The organism is Shigella dysenteriae, from assembly GCF_022354085.1.
Lineage (GTDB): Bacteria > Pseudomonadota > Gammaproteobacteria > Enterobacterales > Enterobacteriaceae > Escherichia > Escherichia coli.
Window position 1 is genome coordinate 4,869,979 of sequence record NZ_CP055055.1, and the last position, 24,493, is coordinate 4,894,471.

A 24,493-nucleotide genomic window follows, 5' to 3' on the forward strand; every position below is an offset into this window, starting at 1 on the left:
GCCTTGTAGAGAGTGGGGTTATTTTTATAGTTACTGCTTGTGAGCGGGAGATTATGTTATCTCCTCATCCCATATGACCGGATTACCCGGCCAGAATTACTTTTTCTTGACCGGACGACGCCAGCCTTCTTTCTGAGTCTGCGGCACACGGCTGATAGCTAATGCATTTTCGCCGACATTACGCGTCACAGTTGTACCCGCAGCAATGGTTGCACCTTTGCCTACTGTTACCGGGGCCACCAGCTGAGTGTCGGAACCGACAAACACATCGTCGCCGATAATGGTCTTAAATTTATTCGCACCATCGTAGTTGCAGGTAATGGTTCCCGCGCCGATGTTAACGTTATCGCCAATTTCCGCATCGCCAAGGTAAGTCAGATGACCAGCTTTCGAGCCTTTACCCAGACGTGCTTTTTTCATCTCAACAAAGTTACCGACGTGTGCACCTTCGAGCAACTCAGCACCAGGACGCAAACGGGCAAACGGGCCAATGGTACAGGCCGCCGCCAGATTCGCGTCTTCCACGACGGTATATGGGCTAATTTCGCAATCATCGCCAATCACGCTGTTTTTAATCACGCAACCGGTGCCGATTTTCACGCGATGACCGAGAGTCACGTTGCCCTCGATGATAACGTTAGTATCAATTTCAACATCGCGCCCGTGAGTAAGCGTACCGCGCAGATCAAAACGCGCCGGATCGCGCAGCATAACGCCTGCTAACAGCAGTTTTTCAGCCTGTTCGGACTGGTAAACGCGCTCCAGACGGGAGAGTTGCAGGCGGTTATTCACGCCTTCTACTTCGCTTAAACGTTGCGGATGAACGGCGACGATTTCACGCCCTTCCTGATACGCCAGCGCAATAATGTCGGTGATGTAGTATTCGCCCTGAGCATTATTGTTGGTAAGCTTCGCCAGCCAGCGTTTCATATCTGCGCCGTTAGCGATCAGAATGCCGGTGTTGATCTCCTGAATCTGACGCTGCTCGTCGGTGGCATCTTTGTGCTCAACAATGCCGGTAACTTTGCCGTTTTCACGGGTGATACGTCCATAACCGGTCGGATCATCCAGTTTCACCGTCAGCAGACCAATGCCACCCTGCGGTTTAGCATCACGCAGACGCTGGAGTGTTTCGACAGAGATCAGCGGCACGTCGCCGTAGAGCATTAAAATGTCTTCATCATCGGCAAAGAAAGGTGCAGCCTGCTGCATTGCATGACCAGTACCCAGCTGTTCTGCCTGAAGCACCCAGTTCAGGTTGTCGTCTTTCAGCGCCTGTTTTAGCAGATCGCCGCCGTGACCGTACACCAGGTGAACGTGCGCTGCGCCTAATTCATTCGCAGCATCAATGACATGCTGAACCATCGCTTTCCCGGCAAGGGTATGCAGCACTTTCGGAAGATCGGAATACATGCGCGTGCCTTTACCTGCGGCAAGGATCACTACGCTCATAGCATTATTCAACATACGCGTCCTGACTGTAATTTGAGAACGAATTTAAACCGCTTCACCTTGAAAAAACTACATTTTTTTCATCGTGAAATGGACAGAGGATAAATTGTTCAATAACGGATTATCCCCGCTGACGAAAGCGCCATTTTCGACCATCGTCACGCCTTTTGTCTGCAGAAAATTAAGGCAGTACCTTCATTTAAGCGTCAGGTGGATGTTTTTGCTCTTATTTCGATCAATGAATAAACGGGAAAACAGGGGGTTTTATATCAGCAGGATCTATGTGAACGCTATTCAGGGCGGGTCACACGCGCAAAAAAAAAGCCAGCCTGTTTCCAGACTGGCTTTTGTGCTTTTCAAGCCGGTGTTACATCGCTTTTTTGGTCAACTCGATAACGCGCAGCTGCGCGATCGCTTTGGCCAGTTCCGCAGACGCCTGAGCGTAATCTACGTCGCCGTGAGAGCTGCTAATGTGCTCTTCAGCCTTACGTTTCGCTTCCATGGCTCGCGCTTCGTCGAGATCCTGGCCGCGAATTGCGGTGTCGGCCAGAACGGTCACGTTGCCAGGCTGCACTTCAAGAATGCCGCCAGACAGATAGATAAACTCTTCGTGACCGTGCTGTTTCACGATGCGAATCATACCAGGCTTAATGGCGGTGAGCAGCGGTGCGTGGCCAGGGTAGATCCCCAGTTCACCTTCGCTACCCGTTACCTGGATTTTCTCGACCAGACCAGAGAACATTTGTTGCTCTGCGCTGACGACGTCCAGGTGGTAAGTCATTGCCATATCACCCTCCGATTAAGGCGTTAAAGTTTTTTGGCTTTTTCCACAGCTTCTTCGATGGAACCGACCATGTAGAACGCCTGCTCCGGCAGGTGATCGTATTCGCCTTCCATGATGCCTTTAAAGCCACGGATGGTGTCTTTCAGGGAGACGTATTTACCCGGAGAACCGGTGAATACTTCTGCCACGAAGAACGGCTGGGACAGGAAGCGCTGGATCTTACGAGCACGCGCTACCACCAGTTTGTCTTCTTCAGACAGTTCATCCATACCCAGGATGGCGATGATGTCTTTCAGTTCCTGATAACGTTGCAGGATGGACTGAACGCCACGCGCGGTGTCGTAGTGTTCCTGACCAACCACCAGCGGGTCCAGCTGACGGCTGGTGGAGTCCAGCGGGTCAACGGCCGGGTAGATACCCAGAGACGCGATCTGACGGCTCAGTACCACGGTTGCGTCAAGGTGCGCAAAGGTGGTTGCCGGAGACGGGTCAGTCAAGTCATCCGCAGGTACGTATACTGCCTGTACGGAGGTGATAGAACCGGTTTTGGTGGAGGTGATACGTTCCTGCAGAACGCCCATCTCTTCCGCCAGGGTCGGCTGATAACCTACCGCTGAAGGCATACGGCCCAGCAGTGCGGATACTTCCGTACCGGCCAGGGTGTAACGATAGATGTTGTCAACGAACAGCAGAACGTCACGACCTTCGTCACGGAATTTCTCAGCCATGGTCAGACCGGTCAGAGCTACGCGCAGACGGTTTCCCGGCGGCTCGTTCATCTGGCCATACACCAGGGATACTTTGTCGATAACGTTGGAGTCGGTCATTTCGTGGTAGAAGTCGTTACCCTCACGAGTACGTTCACCTACGCCCGCAAACACAGAGTAACCGGAGTGCTCGATCGCGATGTTACGAATGAGCTCCATCATGTTTACGGTTTTACCTACACCCGCACCACCGAACAGACCAACTTTACCGCCCTTAGCGAACGGACACATCAGGTCGATAACTTTGATACCGGTTTCCAGCAGTTCCTGAGAGTTTGACAGCTCTTCGTAGGAAGGTGCTGCGCGGTGAATAGCCCAACGCTCTTCTTCACCGATCTCGCCTTTCATGTCGACCGGTTCACCCAGTACGTTCATGATACGGCCCAGAGTCGCTTTACCTACCGGGACTTCGATCGGGTGTTCGAGGTCTTTTACATCCAGACCGCGACGCAGACCGTCGGAGGAACCCATTGCGATGGTACGCACGATACCGCCGCCGAGCTGCTGCTGAACTTCCAGCACCAGACGCTCATTACCATTTTGCACCTCAAGAGCATCGTACACGCGCGGTACGGCATCCTGAGGGAATTCGACGTCAACTACGGCGCCGATTACCTGGACAATCTTTCCAGTAGCCATCTTAAATCCTCTACGAAATAACCTGTTTAAACCGCGGCGGCCCCCGAGACGATCTCGGTGAGTTCCTGAGTAATGCTGGCCTGACGAGCTTTGTTGTATACCAACTGCAGCTCTTTAATCAGGCTGCCGCCATTGTCGGTCGCGGCTTTCATCGCCACCATACGGGCGGCCTGCTCGCTGGCCAGGTTTTCAACCACGCCCTGATAAACCTGAGATTCGACATAACGACGCAGCAGGGTATCCAGCAACGCCTTCGGATCGGGTTCGTACAGGTAATCCCAGGATTTATGTTTCAGATCATCATCATCTGATGCCGGTAACGGCAGCAGCTGGCTGATGGTCGGAACCTGAGACATGGTGTTAATAAATTTGTTGCTGACAATGTAAAGCTTGTCCAGACGGCCTTCGTCGTAGGCCTGCAACATCACTTTTACCGGACCGATCAGTTCGGACAGGGAAGGGTTATCCCCCATGCCGGTGACCTGGGCAACAACATTGCCGCCCACGGAGTTGAAGAACGACACGCCTTTCGAGCCGATCATTGCGAGGTCGCATTGAACGCCTTTGTCGGTCCAGGTCTTCATTTCCGCCAGCAGTTTTTTGAACAGGTTAATGTTCAAACCACCGCACAAACCACGGTCGGTCGACACCACCAGGTAGCCCACGCGTTTAACGTCGCGGTCTTCCAGGTAAGGGTGCTTATATTCCAGATTACCGTGTGCAAGGTGACCAATCACTTTGCGCATGGTTTCTGCATAAGGACGGCTGGCCGCCATGCGATCCTGCGATTTACGCATTTTGGAAGCGGCGACCATCTCCATCGCTTTAGTGATCTTTTGCGTGTTCTGGACGCTTGCGATCTTACTACGTATCTCTTTTGCGCCGGCCATGAGCTTCTCCTCAATGCCTTGCGGCCTGCCCTAAGGCAAGCCGCCAGACGTTACCAGGATTGGGTTGCTTTGAAGGAATCGAGGATGCCTTTCAGCTTGCCTTCGATTTCGTCGTTGTAGCCACCGGTCTGGTTGATCTCTTGCATCAACGGAGCGTGATCACGGTCGACGTAAGCCAGCAGAGCGGCTTCGAAGCTGCCGATTTTCGACAGTTCAACATCCGCCAGGTAACCACGTTCTGCTGCGAACAGAACCAGAGACTGCTGCGCAACGGACATCGGCGCATACTGTTTCTGTTTCAGCAGTTCGGTCACTTTCTGACCGTGGTCAAGCTGTTTACGCGTTGCATCGTCAAGGTCGGATGCAAACTGAGAGAACGCTGCCAGTTCACGATACTGTGCCAGCGCGGTACGGATACCACCGGACAGTTTTTTCATGATCTTGGTCTGTGCTGCACCACCAACACGGGATACGGAAATACCCGGGTTAACCGCAGGACGAATACCGGCGTTGAACAGGTTGGTTTCCAGGAAGATCTGACCATCGGTAATGGAGATTACGTTGGTCGGAACGAACGCAGAAACGTCACCCGCTTGAGTTTCGATAATCGGCAGCGCGGTCAGAGAACCGGTTTTCCCTTTCACTTCACCTTTGGTGAAAGCTTCAACGTATTCGGCGTTAACACGCGCAGCACGCTCCAGCAGACGAGAGTGGAGGTAGAATACGTCGCCCGGGAATGCTTCACGTCCTGGCGGACGACGGAGCAGCAGGGAGATCTGACGGTAAGCAACAGCCTGTTTAGACAGGTCATCGTAAATGATCAGCGCATCTTCACCGCGGTCACGGAAGTATTCGCCCATTGCGCAACCAGCATATGGTGCCAGGTATTGCAGTGCAGCGGATTCAGACGCGGTTGCTACCACAACGATGGTGTTAGCCAGTGCGCCGTGCTCTTCCAGTTTACGTACCACGTTAGAAATAGTGGACGCTTTCTGGCCGATAGCGACATAGATACATTTGATACCGGAATCGCGCTGGTTGATGATGGCATCGATTGCCAGTGCGGTTTTACCGGTCTGACGGTCACCGATGATCAATTCACGCTGACCACGACCGATTGGGATCATGGAGTCAACGGCTTTATAACCGGTCTGTACCGGCTGATCTACGGACTGACGTTCGATAACGCCCGGAGCGATTGCTTCTACAGCAGAGAAGCCGTCGTGATCCAGCGGACCTTTACCGTCGATTGGTGCACCCAGAGTGTTAACCACACGGCCCAGCAGGCCACGGCCAACCGGAACTTCCAGGATACGGCCAGTACACTTAACTTTCATGCCTTCAGCAAGGTCAGCGTACGGACCCATAACAACCGCACCTACAGAGTCGCGCTCGAGGTTCAGTGCGATAGCGTAACGGTTACCCGGCAGGGAGATCATTTCACCCTGCATACAATCGGCCAGGCCGTGAATGCGGATAACACCGTCACTTACAGAAACAATAGTACCTTCGTTGTGAGCTTCACTCACAACATTGAACTGAGCAATGCGCTGCTTGATCAGTTCGCTGATTTCGGTGGAATTCAGTTGCATGCTCCAGTCCCCTTAAGACTGCAAGACGTCTGCAAGGCGCTCAAGACGACCGCGTACGCTGCCATCAATGACCATATCACCCGCTCGGATGATAACGCCTGCCATTACAGACTTATCGATTTTGCAATTCAGCTTAACTTTGCGTGACAGACGTTTTTCCATCGCAGCAGAAATTTTCGCGAGCTGTTGTTCACTCAGTGCGGCAGCGGAAATGACGTCTACCTCAGCGGTAGCCTCACTCACGGCACGCAGGTGAATAAACTGCTCCAGAACATCCGGGAGCGCGTTAAGACGACCATTCTCAGCCATAACCCGAATCAGGTTCTGACCGTTTTCGTCCAGTTGCTCACCACAAACTGCGATAAACGACTCGGCGAGCGTTTCTGGCGCAAGCGCGCCAGAGAGAAGCTCTGCCATTTGTTCGTTTTTGGTTACCTCGGCGGCAAACGCCAGCATGTCCTGCCAGCGTTCTACACTTTGGTGTTCGACGGCAAAGTCAAAAGCTGCTTTGGCGTAGGGGCGAGCTACCGTAATAAATTCAGACATCAGCCCCTCCCTCCTTACAGTTCAGCGACAAGTTTATCCACGATGTCGCTGTTAGCAGCTTCATCCACGGAACGTTCGATGATCTTCTCGGCGCCAGCAACAGCCAGGATAGCAACTTGCTTACGCAGCTCTTCACGGGCACGTTTACGCTCGGCTTCAATTTCTGCCTGCGCCTGGGCCACGATTTTAGTACGTTCCTGTTCTGCCTCAGCTTTCGCTTCGTCCAGAATCTGCGAGCGGCGTTTGTTCGCCTGCTCGATGATTACCTGGGCTTCCGCTTTCGCTTTTTTCAGCTGGTCGGTCGCGCTGGCCTTTGCAAGGTCAAGGTCCTTATGTGCTCGTTCTGCGGAAGCAAGGCCGTCAGCAATTTCTTTTTGACGTTTTTCGATGGCTGCCATTAATGGCGGCCATACGTACTTCATGCAGAACAGAACGAACAGGACAAACGCGATGGCCTGGCCGAGGATTGTTGCGTTAAGATTCACAGCACAATGCCTCTATTTAGTTAACGTTCTGATATTGCTCTTTAAATAAAAGCAACGCTTACTACGCGACAGCGAACATCACGTACAGACCCAGACCTACAGCGATCATCGGGATAGCATCCACCAGACCCATAACGATAAAGAACTGAGTACGCAGCAGAGGAATCAGATCAGGTTGACGCGCTGCGCCTTCCAGGAATTTACCCCCGAGGATGCCGATACCGATCGCAGCACCGATTGCCGCCAGACCCATCATCACAGCGGCAGCCATGTACAGCAGATCCATATTCAGGTTTTCCATGACAGTCTCCAGTTTGTTTCAGTTAAAACGTAGTAGTGTTGGTAAATTAATGTTCTTCAGACGCCATCGACAGATAGACGATCGTCAGAACCATGAAGATGAAGGCTTGCAGCGTAATGATCAGGATGTGGAAAATGGCCCACGGCACATTCAGGATCCACTGTGACCACCACGGCAACAGACCAGCAATCAGAATGAAAATCAGCTCACCGGCATACATGTTACCGAACAGTCGCAAACCGAGTGAAACTGGTTTGGACAGCAGGCTTACCCCTTCAAGGATTAAGTTGACAGGAATGAACGCCCAGTGATTGAACGGCTGCAGCGTCAACTCTTTCGTGAAGCCGCCGATGCCTTTCATTTTGATGCTGTAGAACAGAATCAGGATAAATACGCCCAGTGCCATAGACAGCGTTACGTTCACGTCCGCAGACGGAACCACACGCAGTGCAGGCAGACCCAGTACATGTTCAGCAATGTACGGCAGCAGGTCGATAGGCAGTAAATCCATCAGGTTCATCAGGAATACCCAGACGAAGATCGTCAGGGCCAGCGGAGCAATCAGCTTGCTTTTGCCATGGTACATGTCTTTCACGCTACCATTAACAAAGCCGATCACCAGCTCAATCGCGGTCTGAAACTTACCTGGCACACCGCTGGTCGCCTTTTTGGCTACGCTACGGAATAAAACCAGGAACAACAGACCCAGCACCACCGAGAAGAACATGGAGTCAATATTGATTGTCCAGAAGGTGGCTGGGGGGTTTTGTGGATCCACCAGCGAGAATGTACGCAGGTCCAGCTGAAGGTTATTCAGGTGGTGTCCTATGTAATCCTGCGGCGTCATATTTTCTGAAGCCATGATGCCTTTTACCCTTTGTTGTTAATTACAGCCGGTGCCAGTATCTGAACCACCAGCACCAAAACCCACGTAACGATCAGCGGCAAGAATACCGCCTTTAAAACCGCCAACGCCACCACCAGTAACACCAACATCGCCAGAACTTTGAAAGCTTCGCCAAATGCGAATGTCCAGGCCACTCGGCCTTTCGCTGGTGTATGCGCCTGGTGACGCCAGGCAAATATCATAAACAAAACGTTAGGCAGAAAGACTGCCAGGCCCCCGCTTATTGCAGAGACGCCCCAGAAGGGGTCTTTGAGGCTGAACAGCAATCCACTTGCTATCACCACCAGTAACTGAACGAGCAGAAGCTTCCGAGCAACGTTTCGACTCACGAGCGACACAGACATCACGTTTTTCACTCCTGCTCCCTTCGAGGTATGCCGCGTGTCGTATAAAACTTTCTTTAAGGCTTAGAGTCAAGCATCAAAAAGCGGTCAAATTATACGGTGCGCCCCCGTGATTTCAAACAATAAGTAGCCAAAAGGTGAATAAATGTTTAAATATTTTTCCAGTGCATACAATTGCGACTTTTCTGCTAACCCTGTTCGATCATGAAAAACTGTAAATAACGCGTAAACACTGGTGATAAAGCGTGCTTCAGATCACATATTGCGCATGTTCGCGCACAGCATATTTATTTACTTGGCAAATGATGCCTTTGCAAGTTTATGATATTTCAGTCTAAAAACAGATACTGTTTTAATAAATGACATTTACACAACAAAAACCACCCATTGACATTTTTAATAATGTTTTAACAGCCAATGATGGTTCTTAGCGCCGATTTTTAGCAGACTGATATTTTCACTAATGACTTATTTTCTGCTTACCAAAAAAAGCCACGTTATCTTGTTGATGCAAAAGAGTGAACGTGGCGTTAAATGTAACCAGTTATATCAGTAGAAAACCTGGTTGTTGTTAACAGTCTAACCGGTCAATTTTTTATGATTTTTTTGATAAAAATTAAATTTTATTTGCTTTAATCACCACCAGATGGCGTTCGCCATCCAGGGCAGGAACCTGAAGTTTAACCACTGATTCAACCTGATATTCTTCGGGCAACAAAGCGATTTCATCTTCCGGCATTTGCCCTTTCAGCGCGTAGAAACGGCCTTGCTCACCAGGAAGATGGTGACACCAGCTCACCATATCGTTCAGAGAGGCAAAAGCGCGGCTAATTACGCCATCAAATGGCGGCTCTGAAGGAAACTCTTCTACCCTGCTCTGTACTGGCTCAATATTCTCCAGTTTAAGCTCATGTTGCACCTGACGAAGGAAACGCACGCGTTTACCAAGGCTATCCAACAGAGTGAAATGGGCTTCAGGACGCACGATAGAGAGTGGAATGCCAGGCAGTCCAGGACCGGTGCCGACATCGATAAACCGTTCACCTTGCAGATACGGTGCCACCACAATGCTATCGAGAATATGGCGTACCAGCATCTCATTAGGATCGCGGACCGAAGTCAGGTTGTACGCTTTGTTCCATTTATGCAGCATATTCACGTAGGCAATAAGCTGGTTTTTCTGGTGATCGGTAAGCGAAATACCTGCGTCTTTCAGCAGTAAGGAGAGTTTGTTGAGCACGGTGATTACCTGTTCTTGATGCGTTGCCTGGTAAGCGGGTGCTTACCAGGCATTTTTAATGCGTTATGCGCTACGACGCAGCATACCCTGTTTTTTCAGCCACACCAGCAGAATGGAGATGGCCGCAGGCGTGACGCCAGAAATACGCGAAGCCTGGCCGATAGAGGCCGGTTTGTGATCGTTAAGTTTGGCGATCACTTCGTTAGAAAGACCGGATACCTGGCGGTAATCCAGTGTCGCGGGTAGCAAGGTGTTCTCGTTACGCAGCTGCTTTTCGATCTCATCTTGCTGGCGCGCGATATAACCTTCGTATTTAACCTGAATCTCAACCTGTTCCGCCGCCTGTTCGTCTGTCAACGCAGGGGCAAACGGCGTCAGCGTGGTTAATTTTTCATAAGTCATTTCCGGACGACGCAGCAGATCTTCACCACTGGCTTCACGGGAAAGCGGCGCAGTCAGGTGAGCATTCACTTCGGCTGCAGCTTCCGCCGACGGGGTTACCCAGGTCGATTTCAGACGCTGACGCTCACGCTCGATATTCTCAAGTTTCTCGTTAAAGCGCGCCCAACGTTCGTCATCCACCAGGCCCAGTTCACGACCGATTTCAGTCAAACGCAGATCCGCATTATCTTCGCGCAGCATCAGACGATATTCTGCGCGCGAGGTAAACATACGATACGGTTCTTTGGTTCCTAAAGTGCACAGGTCATCAACCAGTACGCCGAGATACGCCTGAGAACGCGCCGGAGCCCAACCTTCTTTGTCAGCAGACAGACGGGCAGCGTTAAGACCGGCCAGCAAACCTTGCGCAGCGGCTTCTTCGTAACCGGTAGTGCCGTTAATCTGACCAGCAAAGAACAGCCCCTGGATAAACTTGCTCTCCAGCGTCGGTTTCAGGTCGCGAGGATCGAAGAAGTCATACTCAATGGCATAACCCGGACGCACGATCTTCGCGTTTTCCATCCCCTGCATAGAGCGGACGATTTGCATCTGCACATCGAACGGCAGGCTGGTGGAGATACCGTTCGGATAAATTTCGTTAGAGGTCAGCCCTTCCGGTTCAAGGAAGATCTGATGCTGATTTCTGTCGGCGAAGCGCATGACTTTGTCTTCGATCGACGGGCAGTAGCGTGGGCCGACACCTTCGATCACCCCTGCGTACATTGGGCTACGATCGAGGTTACTGCGGATCACATCATGGGTTTTCTCGTTGGTATGAGTGATATAACACGGCACCTGCTGGGGATGCTGGGACGCATTGCCCATAAACGAGAATACCGGCATTGGGTTATCGCCATGCTGTTGCGCCAGTACGCTAAAGTCGATGGTTCGAGCATCAATACGCGGTGGTGTCCCGGTTTTCAGACGACCAACGCGCAGCGGCAGTTCACGCAAACGGCGAGAAAGCGGAATGGACGGCGGATCACCAGCACGGCCACCGCTGTAGTTATCCAGACCGATATGAATTTTACCGTCGAGGAACGTCCCAACGGTGAGCACGACGGCTTTGGCACGGAACTTCAGTCCCATTTGGGTAACAGCACCGACCACGCGATCGTTTTCGACAATAAGATCTTCAACCGCCTGCTGGAAGATCATCAGATTCGGTTGGTTCTCCAGCGCCGTACGTACCGCCTGACGGTAGAGCACACGATCCGCCTGAGCTCGGGTAGCGCGAACTGCCGGTCCCTTGCTTGCGTTTAGTATCCTAAACTGGATACCCGCCTGATCGATCGCTTTCGCCATCAGACCGCCGAGTGCATCCACTTCTTTTACCAGATGTCCCTTCCCAATACCTCCGATCGCCGGGTTGCAGCTCATCTGCCCCAGAGTGTCGATATTGTGTGTCAAAAGCAGAGTCTGTTGACCCATACGCGCCGCAGCCATCGCGGCCTCGGTGCCTGCATGACCCCCGCCAATGATGATGACGTCAAAAGGATCCGGATAAAACATGGTGATTGCCTCGCATAACGCGGTATGAAAATGGATTGAAGCCCGGGCCGTGGATTCTACTCAACTTTGTCGGCTTGAGAAAGACCTGGGATCCTGGGTATTAAAAAGAAGATCTATTTATTTAGAGATCTGTTCTATTGTGATCTCTTATTAGGATCGCACTGCCCTGTGGATAACAAGGATCCGGCTTTTAAGATCAGCAACCTGGAAAGGATCATTAACTGTGAATGATCGGTGATCCTGGACCGTATAAGCTGGGATCAGAATGAGGGGTTATACACAACTCAAAAACTGAACAACCGTTGTTCTTTGGATAACTACCGGTTGATCCAAGCTTCCTGACAGAGTTATCCACAGTAGATCGCACGATCTGTATACTCATTTGAGTAAATTAATCCACGATCCCAGCCATTCTTCTGCCGGATCTTCCGGAATGTCGTGATCAAGAATGTTGATCTTCAGTGTTTCGCCCGTCTGTTTTGCACCGGAATTTTTGAGTTCAGCCTCGAGTTTATCAATAGCCCCACAAAAGGTGTCATATTCACGACTACCAATACCGATTGCGCCAAAGCGGACCGCAGAAAGATCGGGCTTCTGTTCCTGCAATGCTTCATAGAAAGGAGAAAGGTTGTCCGGAATATCTCCGGCACCGTGGGTTGAGCTGATAACCAGCCAGATCCCCGAGGCAGATAAATCTTCCAACAGCGGACCGTGCAGCGTTTCGGTGGTAAAACCCGCCTCTTCCAGCTTTTCAGCCAGGTGTTCTGCTACATATTCGGCACCGCCGAGGGTGCTGCCGCTGATAAGAGTGATATCTGCCATAAACCGCCACCTTTATTAAGAGTGGCGTATTGTACGCTGTGAACGCGTTGGGATCTACCTGTGGAAAAGTATGGGATTAAAAAAGCCGATCAGGGCTTGATGGTACGCATGATCGGGTTCTGCAGGACGATCAGTGTCTCGGTGGACTGAATTTCATCAATTGTTTGGATCTTGTTGATAAGTACATGCTGGAGAGCATCGATCGAACGGCACATCACTTTTATAAAGATGCTGTAGTGGCCGGTTGTGTAATAGGCTTCAGTGACTTCATCGAGGCTTTCCAGTTTCGCCAGCGCGGAAGGATAGTCTTTGGCGCTCTTTAATATAATGCCGATAAAGCAGCCTACGTCATAACCGAGCTGCTTCGGGCTGACATCAATACGCGCCCCGGTAATGATCCCCGCCTGCTTCATTTTCTCTACTCGAACGTGAATCGTCCCTGGACTGACGCCAAATTGTTTCGCCAGTTCGGCGTAAGCGGTGCGCGCATTGCCCATTAATGCTTCCAGGATGCCACGGTCCAGATTGTCGATCAGATAATTTTCCATAGGATTTTCTTATGCAGATTGATGATTCATTCTATTTTAGCCTTCTTTTTTAATGAATCAAAAGTGTGTTAGGTTTTTTATTGAATGATTATTGCATGTGTGTCGGTTTTTGTTGCTTAATCATAAGCAACAGGACGCAGGAGTATAAAAAAATGAAAACCGCTTACATTGCCAAACAACGCCAAATTAGCTTCGTGAAATCTCACTTTTCTCGCCAACTGGAAGAACGTCTGGGGCTGATCGAAGTCCAGGCGCCGATTCTTAGCCGTGTGGGGGATGGCACGCAGGATAACTTGTCGGGCTGTGAAAAAGCGGTGCAGGTAAAAGTGAAAGCTCTGCCTGATGCCCAGTTCGAAGTGGTTCATTCACTGGCGAAGTGGAAACGTCAGACCTTAGGGCAACACGACTTCAGCGCGGGCGAAGGGCTGTACACGCACATGAAAGCCCTTCGCCCCGATGAAGACCGTCTTTCTCCGTTGCACTCGGTCTATGTTGACCAGTGGGACTGGGAACGCGTAATGGGCGACGGTGAGCGTCAATTCTCGACTCTGAAAAGCACGGTAGAGGCGATCTGGGCGGGAATTAAAGCAACCGAAGCTGCGGTTAGCGAAGAGTTTGGCCTGGCACCGTTCCTGCCGGATCAGATCCACTTCGTACACAGCCAGGAGTTACTGTCTCGTTATCCGGATCTTGATGCCAAAGGGCGTGAGCGGGCGATAGCGAAAGATCTTGGTGCGGTATTCCTTGTCGGGATTGGCGGCAAGCTGAGCGATGGTCATCGCCACGACGTGCGCGCACCGGATTATGATGACTGGAGCACCCCGTCAGAGCTGGGCCATGCGGGTCTGAACGGCGATATTCTGGTGTGGAACCCGGTACTGGAAGATGCGTTTGAGCTTTCTTCCATGGGGATCCGCGTGGATGCCGACACGTTGAAGCATCAGTTGGCGCTGACCGGTGATGAAGATCGTCTGCAGCTGGAATGGCATCAGGCGTTGCTGCGCGGTGAAATGCCGCAGACCATCGGCGGCGGTATCGGCCAGTCTCGTTTGACCATGCTGCTGCTGCAACTGCCGCATATCGGCCAGGTTCAGTGTGGAGTATGGCCAGCTGCTGTTCGCGAGAGCGTCCCTTCTCTGCTGTAATAATTTATCGCCGCCAGCGTCTGAGCAGGCGGCTTCGCATCCCGGTATCAAAGCGCCAGATATGATCGAAAATGCGCATGATGCCGGGTTTGCCGTGTGCCGACATCGCCACGGCATGAAAGCGATGCTGATGTACCCGCTGCAGCTCTTTCACTTTACTCGTCACGTCGTCAGGCAACCGCTGGGCGATAAAATCAGAAATCACCACCGCATCGGCATCAAACCATTCCCTGCTTTGCAAGCGTTCCATAATGGCGCGAAAACAACTGGCAAGATCGGTGCCGCCACGAAACTGCTGGTTTAAAAAACGGATTGCTTGTTCGATGCCTTGTGGGCCTGAAAGCTCATAACGGACGATCTCGGTGGAAAATAGCATAATATAACAGCGCCGGTTTTCAGCGAGAGCAATGCGCATCAAGGCCAGGCAGAACGCTTTTGCACACTGTTCATTAAAGCCGCCCATTGAGCCGGAAGTATCCACGCAGACAATAAACGGTCCGCGCGGCTGTTCGTCGTAATCTTTATGCACCACCGGGCGTTCGATCACTTTTTCACGCCACGACTCACCGTGCAGGCGATAGGTGAGCAACTGTTTTTCCACCAGCCGACGGTAAAACTCATACTCCAGTTCCGTTATCCCTAGTGTCGCCAGTTCTGGCGGCAGAAGACGTAAAATATCATCGCTTTGTTGCAGACCATCAACCTGCTCAGGAACCGTCGCCGGTTCGCGCACCATGGTGCGGAAGGTTTCCATCTGCGCATCGTTGCGCGGTATTGATTTGGCTTCCCGGGAACGCCCCAGCTGTTCTGCCAGGCGTTTCAGTTCCGGCTGTTCGTTAAGAAATTCACCGTATTTCACAATCAACTGATAGTCGCCACGTTTAAGCTGACCGGCGCTCATATCCCACAGACGACCAGCTGCGGTATTGTTATCTGCGAGAATCGGTTCAAGTTGTCCGCTAAGCGTCATGCGTTCCTGAACTTCACTCAACAGTTGTTCGCGTTCTTCTTCTAATAACTGTTGATTTAACGTCGTTGCTTGCACGATCAGACTTAAACGCCAACGCTGGAGGAAAAGCGTGTGTAACGCTGAAGTGATCGTGCTGTTAGCATCAACCAACTGTCGGGCTTGTTCTGCCCATGGGGAATTCAGACGATGCAGTAAGTCCAGGATCTGTGGTAGCTGCACAATAAACTGCGGCGTGGAGAGGAGCTGGCTTTGCTGATAGCACATCACCTCTTCGGTGAGTTCCGGCGGGACTCGGGCATCTTTCAGCCGATTACGCAGCGCCTCACGCCAGCGGGGAACATCATCAGTGATTGCCGCCTTCAGGCGTGGGAATTTTTCAAAGAAGACCGCCAGCTGCGGTGAGGCCAGCAGCGCGATGATCATCTCTTCGATCAATCCCTCTTCGCTGACGGCCAGCATCACATTAAGCGTATCCAGCGTTAGCATTGTTGTGCCTGGCGAATCTGTGCGCCGACATCCTGTAGGCTGGCTTCAATGCGACCTAACCAGTCGCCAGGGATAAACAGACATTTTTGCTGTTCGCTGAATAAAGCGTGTTGCTTGCGCCAGTCACTTTCAAGCTCTTCCAGTTGTTGTTTTATTTCACCTGGCAGACCTTCAGCCGATGAACCAGGAAGTGCCAGCGTACTGCCTTGTAAACTTACATCGCGTACAACAAGATGTTGGGCGCTATCCACTTCCAGATTCAATTTCTGGGCAAAGCCGATACCGTTCAGTTTGCCGCGAATTTCACCACCTTTACTCAGCCACTGTTCCAGCGCGTTACGCTCAAAGGAGATATGAACCACTTCCATATCATGCAATTTTAACGGTTTTTGCAGCAGCAGAGTCAGAGTGGAAGCAGTAACGTTAACAGGAAGTTGATACTGCTGACGACGGCTGAAAATGCCGCCCAGACGAATTACCGTTAAGGCTGTTTTATCGCTTTGTTGCTGCTGGAGTTGCAGGTGACGTTGCACAATCGCGCCAAGGCGAGTCAACATCCCTTGCTGTTGCCAGGCGTGACCGGTCATCAATACATCAATTTGTTGTTGTATCAAATTCAGGCTTTGCGCGTCATACCACAGGCAATCTTTTAGCAAAATGAGATCAACCGGGGCAACAGCACTGCGACCGCTAAAAAAGGCGCTGGCCTGCAATAATCGAATCGCTTTTTTCCAGCGACGATCCGAGACATAAGGCGCATCCGGTAATTTATCCAGTTGCTGGCGCAGCATAAAAATCAGCTCAAATACATGATCGGGCAGCGTAATTTCACCAATCTCTTTCTGCCAGCGTTCATATTCTTCATCTGTGACCTGCAAGGAGGCTGGAACCGGATTGTCATTTTCATCCTGTTGACTGGTCAGCATGGAGCGGAAATTCGCTTTATCCTGCACTTTATCTAACCACAGACGAATCAGCATGCGGTCATATAACGCTTCCAGACTGCTGTCTGCTTCCGGCAGCTCGTTGGAGGCCGCCACCAGTAGACGCATCGGGATTTTTTCTACGTGTGCACCGTTGCGGAACTGGCGCTCGTTAATGGCGGTGAGCAGGGTATTAAGAATTGCCGGACCCGCTTTCCAGATCTCATCCAGAAAGACGATTTCTGCTTCCGGCAGGTAACCGCTGGTTAAACGTTCATAGCGCCCTTCATCTTTTAGCGCCTGAATAGAAAGGGGACCAAAAACCTCTTCCGGCGTGGAGAAGCGAGTCATCAGATATTCAAACGCGCGGGCATTCTGAAAGGCGAATTTTAAGCGCCGGGCGATCAAACTTTTGGCAATACCTGGCGGGCCAAGGAGGAACACACTTTCACCACTTAATGCCGCTAATAAACACAAGCGGATGGCGTGGCTACGTTCATAAAGCCCCTTTTCCAACGAACTGCTCAGGCGGGAAATTCTTTCCGCTAATAAATGAGGGTGAGCCATAATGAAGTGGCGTCCTTTCGTCAAAAGTTCTGCGTAAATTGCGAGTATAGACGTTTCTTGCTGGTGGCTAAAATAGTCTCAAAGGGGGGGGATTTTTCTTTGAGCCAGGTTAATGTGGCCGCATTTAGGAGTACGATTTTGCCGTTAATCGTGCATACTGTGCGCTTTTTTGTGGGCCAAGGGACTAAGCACACATTTCATATTTCAACGAAAGACTAGTCTATGAGCACTGATAATAAGCAATCATTGCCCGCGATTACCCTCGCGGCGATTGGAGTTGTCTACGGCGATATTGGTACCAGCCCGTTATATACACTTCGTGAATGTTTGTCCGGCCAGTTTGGTTTTGGCGTTGAACGCGATGCCGTGTTTGGCTTTTTATCGCTGATCTTCTGGCTGCTAATCTTTGTGGTTTCCATTAAATATCTCACCTTCGTGATGCGGGCAGATAACGCCGGTGAGGGGGGGATCCTGACGTTGATGTCGCTTGCCGGGCGTAATACGTCGGCGCGAACTACATCAATGCTGGTGATTATGGGGCTAATCGGCGGCAGCTTTTTCTATGGTGAAGTCGTCATAACACCCGCTATTTCGGTGATGTCAGCCATTGAAGGTCTGGAAATCGTCGCCCCGCAGCTGGATACCTGGATAGTTCCCCTCTCAATTATCGTTCTCACTTTATTATTTATGATTCAAAAGCATGGCACGGCTATGGTCGGTAAGCTGTTTGCGCCGATCATGCTGACCTGGTTTTTGATTCTGGCAGGACTGGGGTTACGTAGCATTATTGCTAACCCGGAAGTGCTGCATGCGCTGAATCCGATGTGGGCGGTGCATTTCTTCCTTGAATACAAAACGGTTTCTTTTATTGCATTAGGGGCAGTGGTGCTGTCGATTACGGGGGTCGAGGCGCTGTATGCTGATATGGGGCACTTTGGTAAGTTCCCTATTCGCCTGGCGTGGTTCACCGTCGTATTACCTTCCTTGACCCTTAATTACTTCGGTCAGGGAGCGTTGTTGTTAAAGAACCCGGAAGCGATTAAGAACCCGTTCTTCCTGTTGGCACCGGACTGGGCGCTGATCCCACTGCTGATCATCGCCGCACTGGCGACGGTAATTGCCTCGCAGGCGGTTATCTCTGGCGTCTTTTCATTGACGCGTCAGGCGGTACGTCTGGGATATTTGTCGCCGATGCGCATTATTCACACCTCCGAAATGGAGTCAGGGCAAATCTATATTCCGTTTGTGAACTGGATGCTCTATGTCGCGGTCGTGATTGTGATTGTCAGCTTTGAGCACTCCAGCAACCTGGCGGCGGCGTACGGGATTGCGGTGACCGGAACCATGGTGCTGACGTCTATTCTCTCGACTACCGTGGCACGTCAGAACTGGCACTGGAATAAGTATTTTGTTGCGCTGATCTTGATTGCTTTCCTTTGTGTCGATATTCCATTGTTCACCGCTAACCTCGATAAACTGCTCTCCGGCGGCTGGTTGCCATTGAGCCTCGGTACGGTGATGTTTATCGTGATGACCACCTGGAAGAGCGAGCGTTTCCGCTTGCTGCGGCGGATGCATGAACATGGTAACTCTCTGGAAGCGATGATTGCTTCGCTGGAGAAATCACCGCCTGTTCGCGTGCCCGGGACCGCGGTGTATATGTCGCGTGCAATCAACGTCATTCCCTTTGCGCTGATGCATAACCTTAAACATAACAAGGTATTGCATGAGCGGGTGATTCTGTTAACTCTGCGCACCGAAGACGCGCCATATGTCCATAACGTCCGTCGGGTACAGATTGAACAACTGTCGCCCACTTTCTGGCGCGTGGTGGCAAGTTATGGTTGGCGAGAAACGCCAAACGTGGAAGAAGTTTTCCACCGCTGCGGTCTGGAAGGATTAAGTTGCCGGATGATGGAAACCTCCTTCTTTATGTCGCATGAGTCGTTGATCCTCGGCAAACGCCCGTGGTATTTGCGTCTGCGCGGCAAGCTGTACTTGCTGCTGCAACGTAATGCGCTGCGTGCACCAGATCAATTTGAAATCCCGCCAAACAGGGTTATCGAACTGGGTACTCAGGTCGAAATCTAACGCCAGACGCCTCCTTTCTTCATAAGGGGGCGTTTTTGTTTTCATGGTTAATCACCATGTAAAACGTTTCGAGGTTGATCACATTTCCGTAACGTCACGATGGTTTTCCCAACTCAGTCAGGATTAAACTGCGGGTCAGCGAAACGTTTCGCTGATGGAGAAAAAAATGAAAAAAGGCACCGTTCTTAATTCTGATATTTCATCGGTGATCTCCCGTCTGGGACATACCGATACGCTGGTGGTGTGTGATGCTGGTTTACCCATCCCCAAAAGTACAACGCGTATCGATATGGCATTAACCCAGGGTGTACCTTCTTTTATGCAGGTGCTGGGCGTCGTCACAAATGAAATGCAGGTCGAGGCTGCCATTATCGCGGAAGAGATCAAACACCATAATCCGCAACTCCACGAAACGTTGCTCACTCACCTTGAGCAGCTGCAAAAACACCAGGGAAATACCATTGAAATTCGTTACACCACGCATGAACAATTCAAACAACAAACCGCAGAAAGTCAGGCGGTAATTCGCAGCGGAGAATGTTCTCCGTATGCGAATATCATTCTCTGTGCTGGCGTGACGTTCTGAGGCCGTCATGGAAGCATTACTTCAGCTTAAAGGCATCGATAAAGCCTTCCCGGGCGTAAAAGCCCTCTCGGGCGCTGCGTTAAATGTCTATCCGGGCCGCGTGATGGCGCTGGTGGGCGAAAACGGCGCGGGTAAATCCACCATGATGAAAGTGCTTACTGGTATCTATACTCGCGATGCCGGCACGCTTTTATGGCTGGGGAAAGAAACGACATTTACCGGGCCGAAATCTTCCCAGGAAGCCGGGATTGGGATTATCCATCAGGAACTGAACCTGATCCCGCAGTTAACCATTGCCGAAAACATTTTCCTCGGTCGTGAGTTTGTTAATCGCTTTGGCAAAATTGACTGGAAAACCATGTATGCCGAAGCGGATAAATTGCTGGCTAAACTTAACCTGCGCTTTAAAAGCGACAAGCTGGTGGGCGATCTTTCCATCGGTGACCAGCAAATGGTTGAAATCGCCAAAGTGCTGAGCTTTGAGTCGAAAGTCATCATTATGGATGAACCGACCGATGCGCTGACCGATACCGAAACCGAATCCCTGTTCCGCGTCATCCGCGAGCTGAAATCGCAAGGCCGCGGTATTGTCTATATCTCCCACCGCATGAAAGAAATCTTCGAGATTTGCGATGACGTTACCGTTTTTCGTGATGGGCAATTTATTGCTGAGCGCGAAGTGGCATCACTGACCGAAGATTCGCTGATTGAGATGATGGTGGGTCGCAAGCTGGAAGATCAATATCCGCACCTGGACAAAGCGCCGGGAGATATCCGCCTGAAAGTCGATAATCTCTGCGGACCTGGCGTTAACGATGTCTCTTTTACTTTACGCAAAGGCGAAATTCTTGGCGTCTCTGGTTTGATGGGCGCAGGTCGTACCGAACTGATGAAAGTGCTCTACGGCGCACTACCGCGCACCAGCGGTTACGTCACCCTGGATGGGCATGAAGTCGTTACCCGTTCACCGCAGGATGGCCTGGCAAACGGCATTGTGTATATCTCCGAAGACCGTAAACGTGACGGTTTAGTGTTGGGCATGTCAGTAAAAGAGAACATGTCGCTGACAGCGCTGCGCTACTTCAGCCGCGCTGGCGGCAGTTTGAAGCATGCCGATGAACAGCAGGCTGTGAGTGATTTCATTCGTCTGTTTAATGTGAAAACTCCGTCGATGGAACAGGCAATTGGTCTGCTTTCCGGTGGCAATCAGCAAAAAGTGGCGATTGCCCGCGGTCTGATGACACGCCCCAAAGTGTTGATCCTTGATGAACCTACCCGTGGCGTAGATGTCGGCGCGAAAAAAGAGATCTATCAACTGATTAACCAGTTCAAAGCCGATGGCTTGAGCATCATTCTGGTGTCATCGGAGATGCCAGAAGTATTAGGCATGAGCGATCGCATCATCGTCATGCATGAAGGGCATCTCAGCGGGGAATTTACTCGTGAGCAGGCCACCCAGGAAGTGTTAATGGCTGCCGCTGTGGGCAAGCTTAATCGCGTGAATCAGGAGTAAAAAAATGACAACCCAGACTGTCTCTGGTCGCCGTTATTTCACGAAAGCGTGGCTGATGGAGCAGAAATCGCTTATCGCTCTGCTGGTGCTGATCGCGATTGTCTCGACGTTAAGTCCGAACTTTTTCACCATCAATAACTTATTCAATATTCTCCAGCAAACTTCGGTGAACGCCATTATGGCGGTCGGGATGACGCTGGTGATCCTGACGTCGGGCATAGACTTGTCGGTAGGTTCTCTGTTGGCGCTAACCGGCGCAGTTGCTGCATCTATCGTCGGCATTGAAGTCAATGCGCTGGTGGCTGTCGCTGCCGCTCTCGCGTTAGGTGCCGCAATTGGTGCGGTAACCGGAGTGATTGTAGCGAAAGGTCGCGTCCAGGCGTTTATCGCTACGCTGGTTATGATGCTTTTACTGCGCGGCGTGACCATGGTTTATACCAACGGTAGCCCAGTGAATACCGGCTTTACTGAGAACGCCGATCTGTTTGGCTGGTTTGGTATTGGTCGTCCGCTGGGCGTACCGACGCCAGTCTGGATCATGGGGTTTGTCTTCCTCGCGGCCTGGTACATGCTGCATCACACGCGTCTGGGGCGTTACATCTACGCGCTGGGCGGCAACGAAGCGGCAACGCGTCTTTCTGGTATCAACGTCAATAAAATCAAAATCATCGTCTATTCTCTTTGTGGTCTGCTGGCATCGCTGGCCGGGATCATTGAAGTGGCGCGTCTCTCCTCCGCACAACCCACGGCGGGGACTGGCTATGAGCTGGATGCTATTGCTGCGGTGGTTCTGGGCGGTACGAGTCTGGCGGGCGGAAAAGGTCGCATTGTTGGGACGTTGATCGGCGCATTAATTCTTGGCTTCCTTAATAATGGATTGAATTTGTTAGGTGTTTCCTCCTATTACCAGATGATCGTCAAAGCGGTGGTGATTTTGCTGGCGGTGCTGGTAGACAACAAAAAGCAGTAATAACGACTACAGGACATCTTGAATATGAACATGAAAAAACTGGCTACCCTGGTTTCCGCTGTTGCGCTAAGCGCCACCGTCAGTGCGAATGCGATGGCAAAAGACACCATCGCGCTGGTGGTCTCCACGCTTAACAACCCGTTCTTTGTATCGCTGAAAGATGGCGCGCAGAAAGAGGCGGATAAACTTGGCTATAACCTGGTGGTGCTGGACTCCCAGAACAACCCGGCGAAAGAGCTGGCGAACGTGCAGGACTTAACCGTTCGCGGCACAAAAATTCTGCTGATTAACCCGACCGACTCCGACGCAGTGGGTAATGCTGTGAAGATGGCTAACCAGGCGAACATCCCGGTTATCACTCTTGACCGCCAGGCAACGAAAGGTGAAGTGGTGAGCCACATTGCATCTGATAACGTACTGGGCGGCAAAATCGCCGGTGATTACATCGCGAAGAAAGCGGGTGAAGGTGCCAAAGTTATCGAGCTGCAAGGCATTGCTGGTACATCCGCAGCCCGTGAACGTGGCGAAGGCTTCCAGCAGGCCGTTGCTGCTCACAAGTTTAATGTTCTTGCCAGCCAGCCAGCAGATTTTGATCGCACTAAAGGTTTGAACGTAATGCAGAACCTGTTGACCGCTCATCCGGATGTTCAGGCTGTATTTGCGCAGAATGATGAAATGGCGCTGGGCGCGCTGCGCGCACTGCAAACTGCCGGTAAATCGGATGTGATGGTCGTCGGATTTGACGGTACACCGGATGGCGAAAAAGCGGTGAATGATGGCAAACTAGCAGCGACTATCGCTCAGCTACCCGATCAGATTGGCGCGAAAGGCGTTGAAACCGCAGATAAAGTGCTGAAAGGCGAGAAAGTTCAGGCTAAGTATCCGGTTGATCTGAAACTGGTTGTTAAGCAGTAGTTTTAATCAGGTTGTATGACCTGATGGTGACATAAATACGTCATCGACAGATGAACGTGTAATATAAAGAAAAGCAGGGCACGCGCCACCCTAACACGGTGGCGCATTTTATGGACATCCCGAATATGCAAAACGCAGGCAGCCTCGTTGTTCTTGGCAGCATTAATGCTGACCACATTCTTAATCTTCAATCTTTTCCTACTCCAGGCGAAACCGTAACCGGTAACCACTATCAGGTTGCATTTGGCGGCAAAGGCGCGAATCAGGCTGTGGCTGCTGGGCGTAGCGGTGCGAATATCGCGTTTATTGCCTGTACTGGCGATGACAGCATTGGTGAGAGCGTTCGCCAGCAGCTCGCCACTGATAACATCGATATTACTCCGGTCAGCGTGATCAAAGGCGAATCAACAGGTGTGGCGCTGATTTTTGTTAATGGCGAAGGTGAGAATGTCATTGGTATTCATGCCGGCGCTAATGCTGCCCTTTCCCCGGCGCTGGTGGAAGCGCAACGTGAGCGTATTGCCAACGCGTCAGCATTATTAATGCAGCTGGAATCACCACTCGAAAGTGTGATGGCAGCGGCGAAAATCGCCCATCAAAATAAGACTATCGTTGCGCTTAACCCGGCTCCGGCTCGCGAACTTCCTGACGAACTGCTGGCGCTGGTGGACATTATTACGCCAAACGAAACGGAAGCAGAAAAGCTCACCGGTATTCGTGTTGAAAATGATGAAGATGCAGCGAAGGCGGCGCAGGTACTGCATGAAAAAGGTATCCGTACTGTACTGATTACTTTAGGAAGTCGTGGTGTATGGGCTAGCGTGAATGGTGAAGGTCAGCGCGTTCCTGGATTCCGGGTGCAGGCTGTCGATACCATTGCTGCCGGAGATACCTTTAACGGCGCGTTAATCACGGCGTTGCTGGAAGAAAAACCATTGCCAGAGGCGATTCGTTTTGCCCATGCCGCCGCTGCGATTGCCGTAACACGTAAAGGCGCACAACCTTCCGTACCGTGGCGTGAAGAGATCGACGCATTTTTAGACAGGCAGAGGTGACG

At 51.3% G+C, this 24,493-nt stretch carries 23 protein-coding genes; 7 read left to right on the top strand and 16 right to left on the bottom strand.

Annotated elements, in window-relative coordinates:
• Window positions 1-96: 96 nt before the first annotated feature.
• The 14 genes from glmU to asnC all read right to left on the bottom strand — a co-directional run bounded on the left by glmU (window position 97) and on the right by asnC (window position 13,270).
• Window positions 97-1,467 carry a bifunctional UDP-N-acetylglucosamine diphosphorylase/glucosamine-1-phosphate N-acetyltransferase GlmU gene (gene glmU / locus HUZ68_RS23220; protein ID WP_000933736.1) on the bottom strand — a complete coding sequence of 457 codons (1,371 nt, stop codon included), beginning with the start codon at window positions 1,465-1,467 and terminating at the stop codon, window positions 97-99.
• Window positions 1,468-1,819: 352 nt separating this feature from the next.
• Entirely contained in the window at window positions 1,820-2,239 is a 420-nt protein-coding gene (locus HUZ68_RS23225) for a F0F1 ATP synthase subunit epsilon (RefSeq protein ID WP_001251965.1), read from the bottom strand.
• A gap of 20 nt (window positions 2,240-2,259) precedes the next feature.
• The gene (gene atpD / locus HUZ68_RS23230) at window positions 2,260-3,642 is read right to left on the bottom strand and encodes a F0F1 ATP synthase subunit beta (RefSeq protein WP_000190506.1); all 1,383 of its coding nucleotides are present in this window, start codon (window positions 3,640-3,642) and stop codon (window positions 2,260-2,262) included.
• A 26-nt stretch (window positions 3,643-3,668) separates the two neighbouring features.
• Window positions 3,669-4,532: a F0F1 ATP synthase subunit gamma gene (gene atpG / locus HUZ68_RS23235; RefSeq protein WP_000896498.1), complete on the bottom strand. Its 864-nt coding sequence runs from the start codon at window positions 4,530-4,532 to the stop codon at window positions 3,669-3,671.
• 50 nt (window positions 4,533-4,582) lie between these two features.
• Window positions 4,583-6,124: a F0F1 ATP synthase subunit alpha gene (gene atpA, locus HUZ68_RS23240; protein WP_001176745.1), complete on the bottom strand. Its 1,542-nt coding sequence runs from the start codon at window positions 6,122-6,124 to the stop codon at window positions 4,583-4,585.
• Window positions 6,125-6,136: 12 nt separating this feature from the next.
• Entirely contained in the window at window positions 6,137-6,670 is a 534-nt protein-coding gene (gene atpH / locus HUZ68_RS23245; RefSeq protein WP_001288587.1) for a F0F1 ATP synthase subunit delta, read from the bottom strand.
• A 14-nt stretch (window positions 6,671-6,684) separates the two neighbouring features.
• Window positions 6,685-7,155: a F0F1 ATP synthase subunit B gene (atpF, locus tag HUZ68_RS23250; protein WP_001052219.1), complete on the bottom strand. Its 471-nt coding sequence runs from the start codon at window positions 7,153-7,155 to the stop codon at window positions 6,685-6,687.
• A 61-nt stretch (window positions 7,156-7,216) separates the two neighbouring features.
• Window positions 7,217-7,456 carry a F0F1 ATP synthase subunit C gene (gene atpE, locus HUZ68_RS23255; protein WP_000429386.1) on the bottom strand — a complete coding sequence of 80 codons (240 nt, stop codon included), beginning with the start codon at window positions 7,454-7,456 and terminating at the stop codon, window positions 7,217-7,219.
• A 46-nt stretch (window positions 7,457-7,502) separates the two neighbouring features.
• Window positions 7,503-8,318, bottom strand: a complete 816-nt coding sequence (gene atpB / locus HUZ68_RS23260) for a F0F1 ATP synthase subunit A (RefSeq protein WP_000135625.1) — start codon at window positions 8,316-8,318, stop codon at window positions 7,503-7,505.
• Window positions 8,319-8,326: 8 nt separating this feature from the next.
• On the bottom strand, window positions 8,327-8,707 hold the full coding sequence (atpI, locus tag HUZ68_RS23265; protein ID WP_000116695.1) for a F0F1 ATP synthase subunit I: 381 nt from the start codon (window positions 8,705-8,707) through the stop codon (window positions 8,327-8,329).
• Between the two features lie 616 nt (window positions 8,708-9,323).
• Window positions 9,324-9,947 carry a 16S rRNA (guanine(527)-N(7))-methyltransferase RsmG gene (gene rsmG, locus HUZ68_RS23270; protein WP_000932839.1) on the bottom strand — a complete coding sequence of 208 codons (624 nt, stop codon included), beginning with the start codon at window positions 9,945-9,947 and terminating at the stop codon, window positions 9,324-9,326.
• Window positions 9,948-10,010: 63 nt separating this feature from the next.
• The gene (gene mnmG, locus HUZ68_RS23275; RefSeq protein WP_000499788.1) at window positions 10,011-11,900 is read right to left on the bottom strand and encodes a tRNA uridine-5-carboxymethylaminomethyl(34) synthesis enzyme MnmG; all 1,890 of its coding nucleotides are present in this window, start codon (window positions 11,898-11,900) and stop codon (window positions 10,011-10,013) included.
• A gap of 378 nt (window positions 11,901-12,278) precedes the next feature.
• Entirely contained in the window at window positions 12,279-12,722 is a 444-nt protein-coding gene (mioC, locus tag HUZ68_RS23280; protein ID WP_000763742.1) for an FMN-binding protein MioC, read from the bottom strand.
• Between the two features lie 89 nt (window positions 12,723-12,811).
• Window positions 12,812-13,270, bottom strand: a complete 459-nt coding sequence (gene asnC, locus HUZ68_RS23285; protein ID WP_000432970.1) for a transcriptional regulator AsnC — start codon at window positions 13,268-13,270, stop codon at window positions 12,812-12,814.
• 152 nt (window positions 13,271-13,422) lie between these two features.
• On the opposite strand from asnC, the gene asnA reads away from it, so the two are divergent.
• Window positions 13,423-14,415 carry an aspartate--ammonia ligase gene (asnA, locus tag HUZ68_RS23290; protein ID WP_000845107.1) on the top strand — a complete coding sequence of 331 codons (993 nt, stop codon included), beginning with the start codon at window positions 13,423-13,425 and terminating at the stop codon, window positions 14,413-14,415.
• A gap of 4 nt (window positions 14,416-14,419) precedes the next feature.
• Here the strand turns inward: asnA and viaA are convergent, their stop codons facing one another.
• Together viaA and ravA are read right to left on the bottom strand one after the other, a co-directional pair.
• Window positions 14,420-15,871, bottom strand: coding sequence for an ATPase RavA stimulator ViaA (viaA, locus tag HUZ68_RS23295; protein WP_033815334.1), 1,452 nt, complete (start codon window positions 15,869-15,871; stop codon window positions 14,420-14,422).
• Complete coding sequence (gene ravA, locus HUZ68_RS23300; RefSeq protein WP_001316743.1) at window positions 15,865-17,361, bottom strand: ATPase RavA; 1,497 nt, start codon at window positions 17,359-17,361, stop codon at window positions 15,865-15,867. The genes viaA and ravA overlap by 7 nt, the downstream gene beginning before the upstream one ends.
• Before the next feature lie 222 nt (window positions 17,362-17,583).
• Here ravA and kup point away from each other — a divergent pair, with 222 nt between their 5' ends.
• From kup to rbsK, 6 genes are all read left to right on the top strand, one after another.
• Window positions 17,584-19,452: a low affinity potassium transporter Kup gene (gene kup, locus HUZ68_RS23305; RefSeq protein WP_000102319.1), complete on the top strand. Its 1,869-nt coding sequence runs from the start codon at window positions 17,584-17,586 to the stop codon at window positions 19,450-19,452.
• A gap of 166 nt (window positions 19,453-19,618) precedes the next feature.
• A complete protein-coding gene (gene rbsD, locus HUZ68_RS23310; protein WP_001301979.1) occupies window positions 19,619-20,038 on the top strand; it encodes a D-ribose pyranase in 420 nt (139 codons plus the stop codon).
• Between the two features lie 7 nt (window positions 20,039-20,045).
• A complete protein-coding gene (gene rbsA, locus HUZ68_RS23315) occupies window positions 20,046-21,551 on the top strand; it encodes a ribose ABC transporter ATP-binding protein RbsA (RefSeq protein ID WP_000387770.1) in 1,506 nt (501 codons plus the stop codon).
• Window positions 21,552-21,555: 4 nt separating this feature from the next.
• The gene (rbsC, locus tag HUZ68_RS23320) at window positions 21,556-22,521 is read left to right on the top strand and encodes a ribose ABC transporter permease (RefSeq protein ID WP_000211852.1); all 966 of its coding nucleotides are present in this window, start codon (window positions 21,556-21,558) and stop codon (window positions 22,519-22,521) included.
• A gap of 24 nt (window positions 22,522-22,545) precedes the next feature.
• Window positions 22,546-23,436, top strand: coding sequence for a ribose ABC transporter substrate-binding protein RbsB (gene rbsB, locus HUZ68_RS23325; protein WP_001056273.1), 891 nt, complete (start codon window positions 22,546-22,548; stop codon window positions 23,434-23,436).
• A 125-nt stretch (window positions 23,437-23,561) separates the two neighbouring features.
• Window positions 23,562-24,491 (top strand): ribokinase, encoded by a 930-nt coding sequence (gene rbsK, locus HUZ68_RS23330; RefSeq protein ID WP_001300603.1) that lies wholly within the window; start codon window positions 23,562-23,564, stop codon window positions 24,489-24,491.
• The last annotated feature ends 2 nt before the right edge of the window (window positions 24,492-24,493 follow it).

Bases quoted from the DNA above. Each gene is read 5' to 3' on its own strand.
- atpG (WP_000896498.1), bottom strand. From the start codon at position 4,532: ATGGCCGGCGCAAAAGAGATACGTAGTAAGATCGCAAGCGTCCAGAAC.
- mnmG (WP_000499788.1), bottom strand. From the start codon at position 11,900: ATGTTTTATCCGGATCCTTTTGACGTCATCATCATTGGCGGGGGTCAT.
- rbsA (WP_000387770.1), top strand. From the start codon at position 20,046: ATGGAAGCATTACTTCAGCTTAAAGGCATCGATAAAGCCTTCCCGGGC.
- atpD (WP_000190506.1), bottom strand. From the start codon at position 3,642: ATGGCTACTGGAAAGATTGTCCAGGTAATCGGCGCCGTAGTTGACGTC.
- rbsD (WP_001301979.1), top strand. From the start codon at position 19,619: ATGAAAAAAGGCACCGTTCTTAATTCTGATATTTCATCGGTGATCTCC.
- rbsB (WP_001056273.1), top strand. From the start codon at position 22,546: ATGAACATGAAAAAACTGGCTACCCTGGTTTCCGCTGTTGCGCTAAGC.
- asnC (WP_000432970.1), bottom strand. From the start codon at position 13,270: ATGGAAAATTATCTGATCGACAATCTGGACCGTGGCATCCTGGAAGCA.
- rbsK (WP_001300603.1), top strand. From the start codon at position 23,562: ATGCAAAACGCAGGCAGCCTCGTTGTTCTTGGCAGCATTAATGCTGAC.
- mioC (WP_000763742.1), bottom strand. From the start codon at position 12,722: ATGGCAGATATCACTCTTATCAGCGGCAGCACCCTCGGCGGTGCCGAA.
- atpA (WP_001176745.1), bottom strand. From the start codon at position 6,124: ATGCAACTGAATTCCACCGAAATCAGCGAACTGATCAAGCAGCGCATT.
- viaA (WP_033815334.1), bottom strand. From the start codon at position 15,871: ATGCTAACGCTGGATACGCTTAATGTGATGCTGGCCGTCAGCGAAGAG.
- kup (WP_000102319.1), top strand. From the start codon at position 17,584: ATGAGCACTGATAATAAGCAATCATTGCCCGCGATTACCCTCGCGGCG.
- atpB (WP_000135625.1), bottom strand. From the start codon at position 8,318: ATGGCTTCAGAAAATATGACGCCGCAGGATTACATAGGACACCACCTG.
- glmU (WP_000933736.1), bottom strand. From the start codon at position 1,467: ATGTTGAATAATGCTATGAGCGTAGTGATCCTTGCCGCAGGTAAAGGC.
- asnA (WP_000845107.1), top strand. From the start codon at position 13,423: ATGAAAACCGCTTACATTGCCAAACAACGCCAAATTAGCTTCGTGAAA.
- ravA (WP_001316743.1), bottom strand. From the start codon at position 17,361: ATGGCTCACCCTCATTTATTAGCGGAAAGAATTTCCCGCCTGAGCAGT.
- rbsC (WP_000211852.1), top strand. From the start codon at position 21,556: ATGACAACCCAGACTGTCTCTGGTCGCCGTTATTTCACGAAAGCGTGG.
- atpE (WP_000429386.1), bottom strand. From the start codon at position 7,456: ATGGAAAACCTGAATATGGATCTGCTGTACATGGCTGCCGCTGTGATG.
- atpH (WP_001288587.1), bottom strand. From the start codon at position 6,670: ATGTCTGAATTTATTACGGTAGCTCGCCCCTACGCCAAAGCAGCTTTT.
- atpI (WP_000116695.1), bottom strand. From the start codon at position 8,707: ATGTCTGTGTCGCTCGTGAGTCGAAACGTTGCTCGGAAGCTTCTGCTC.
- HUZ68_RS23225 (WP_001251965.1), bottom strand. From the start codon at position 2,239: ATGGCAATGACTTACCACCTGGACGTCGTCAGCGCAGAGCAACAAATG.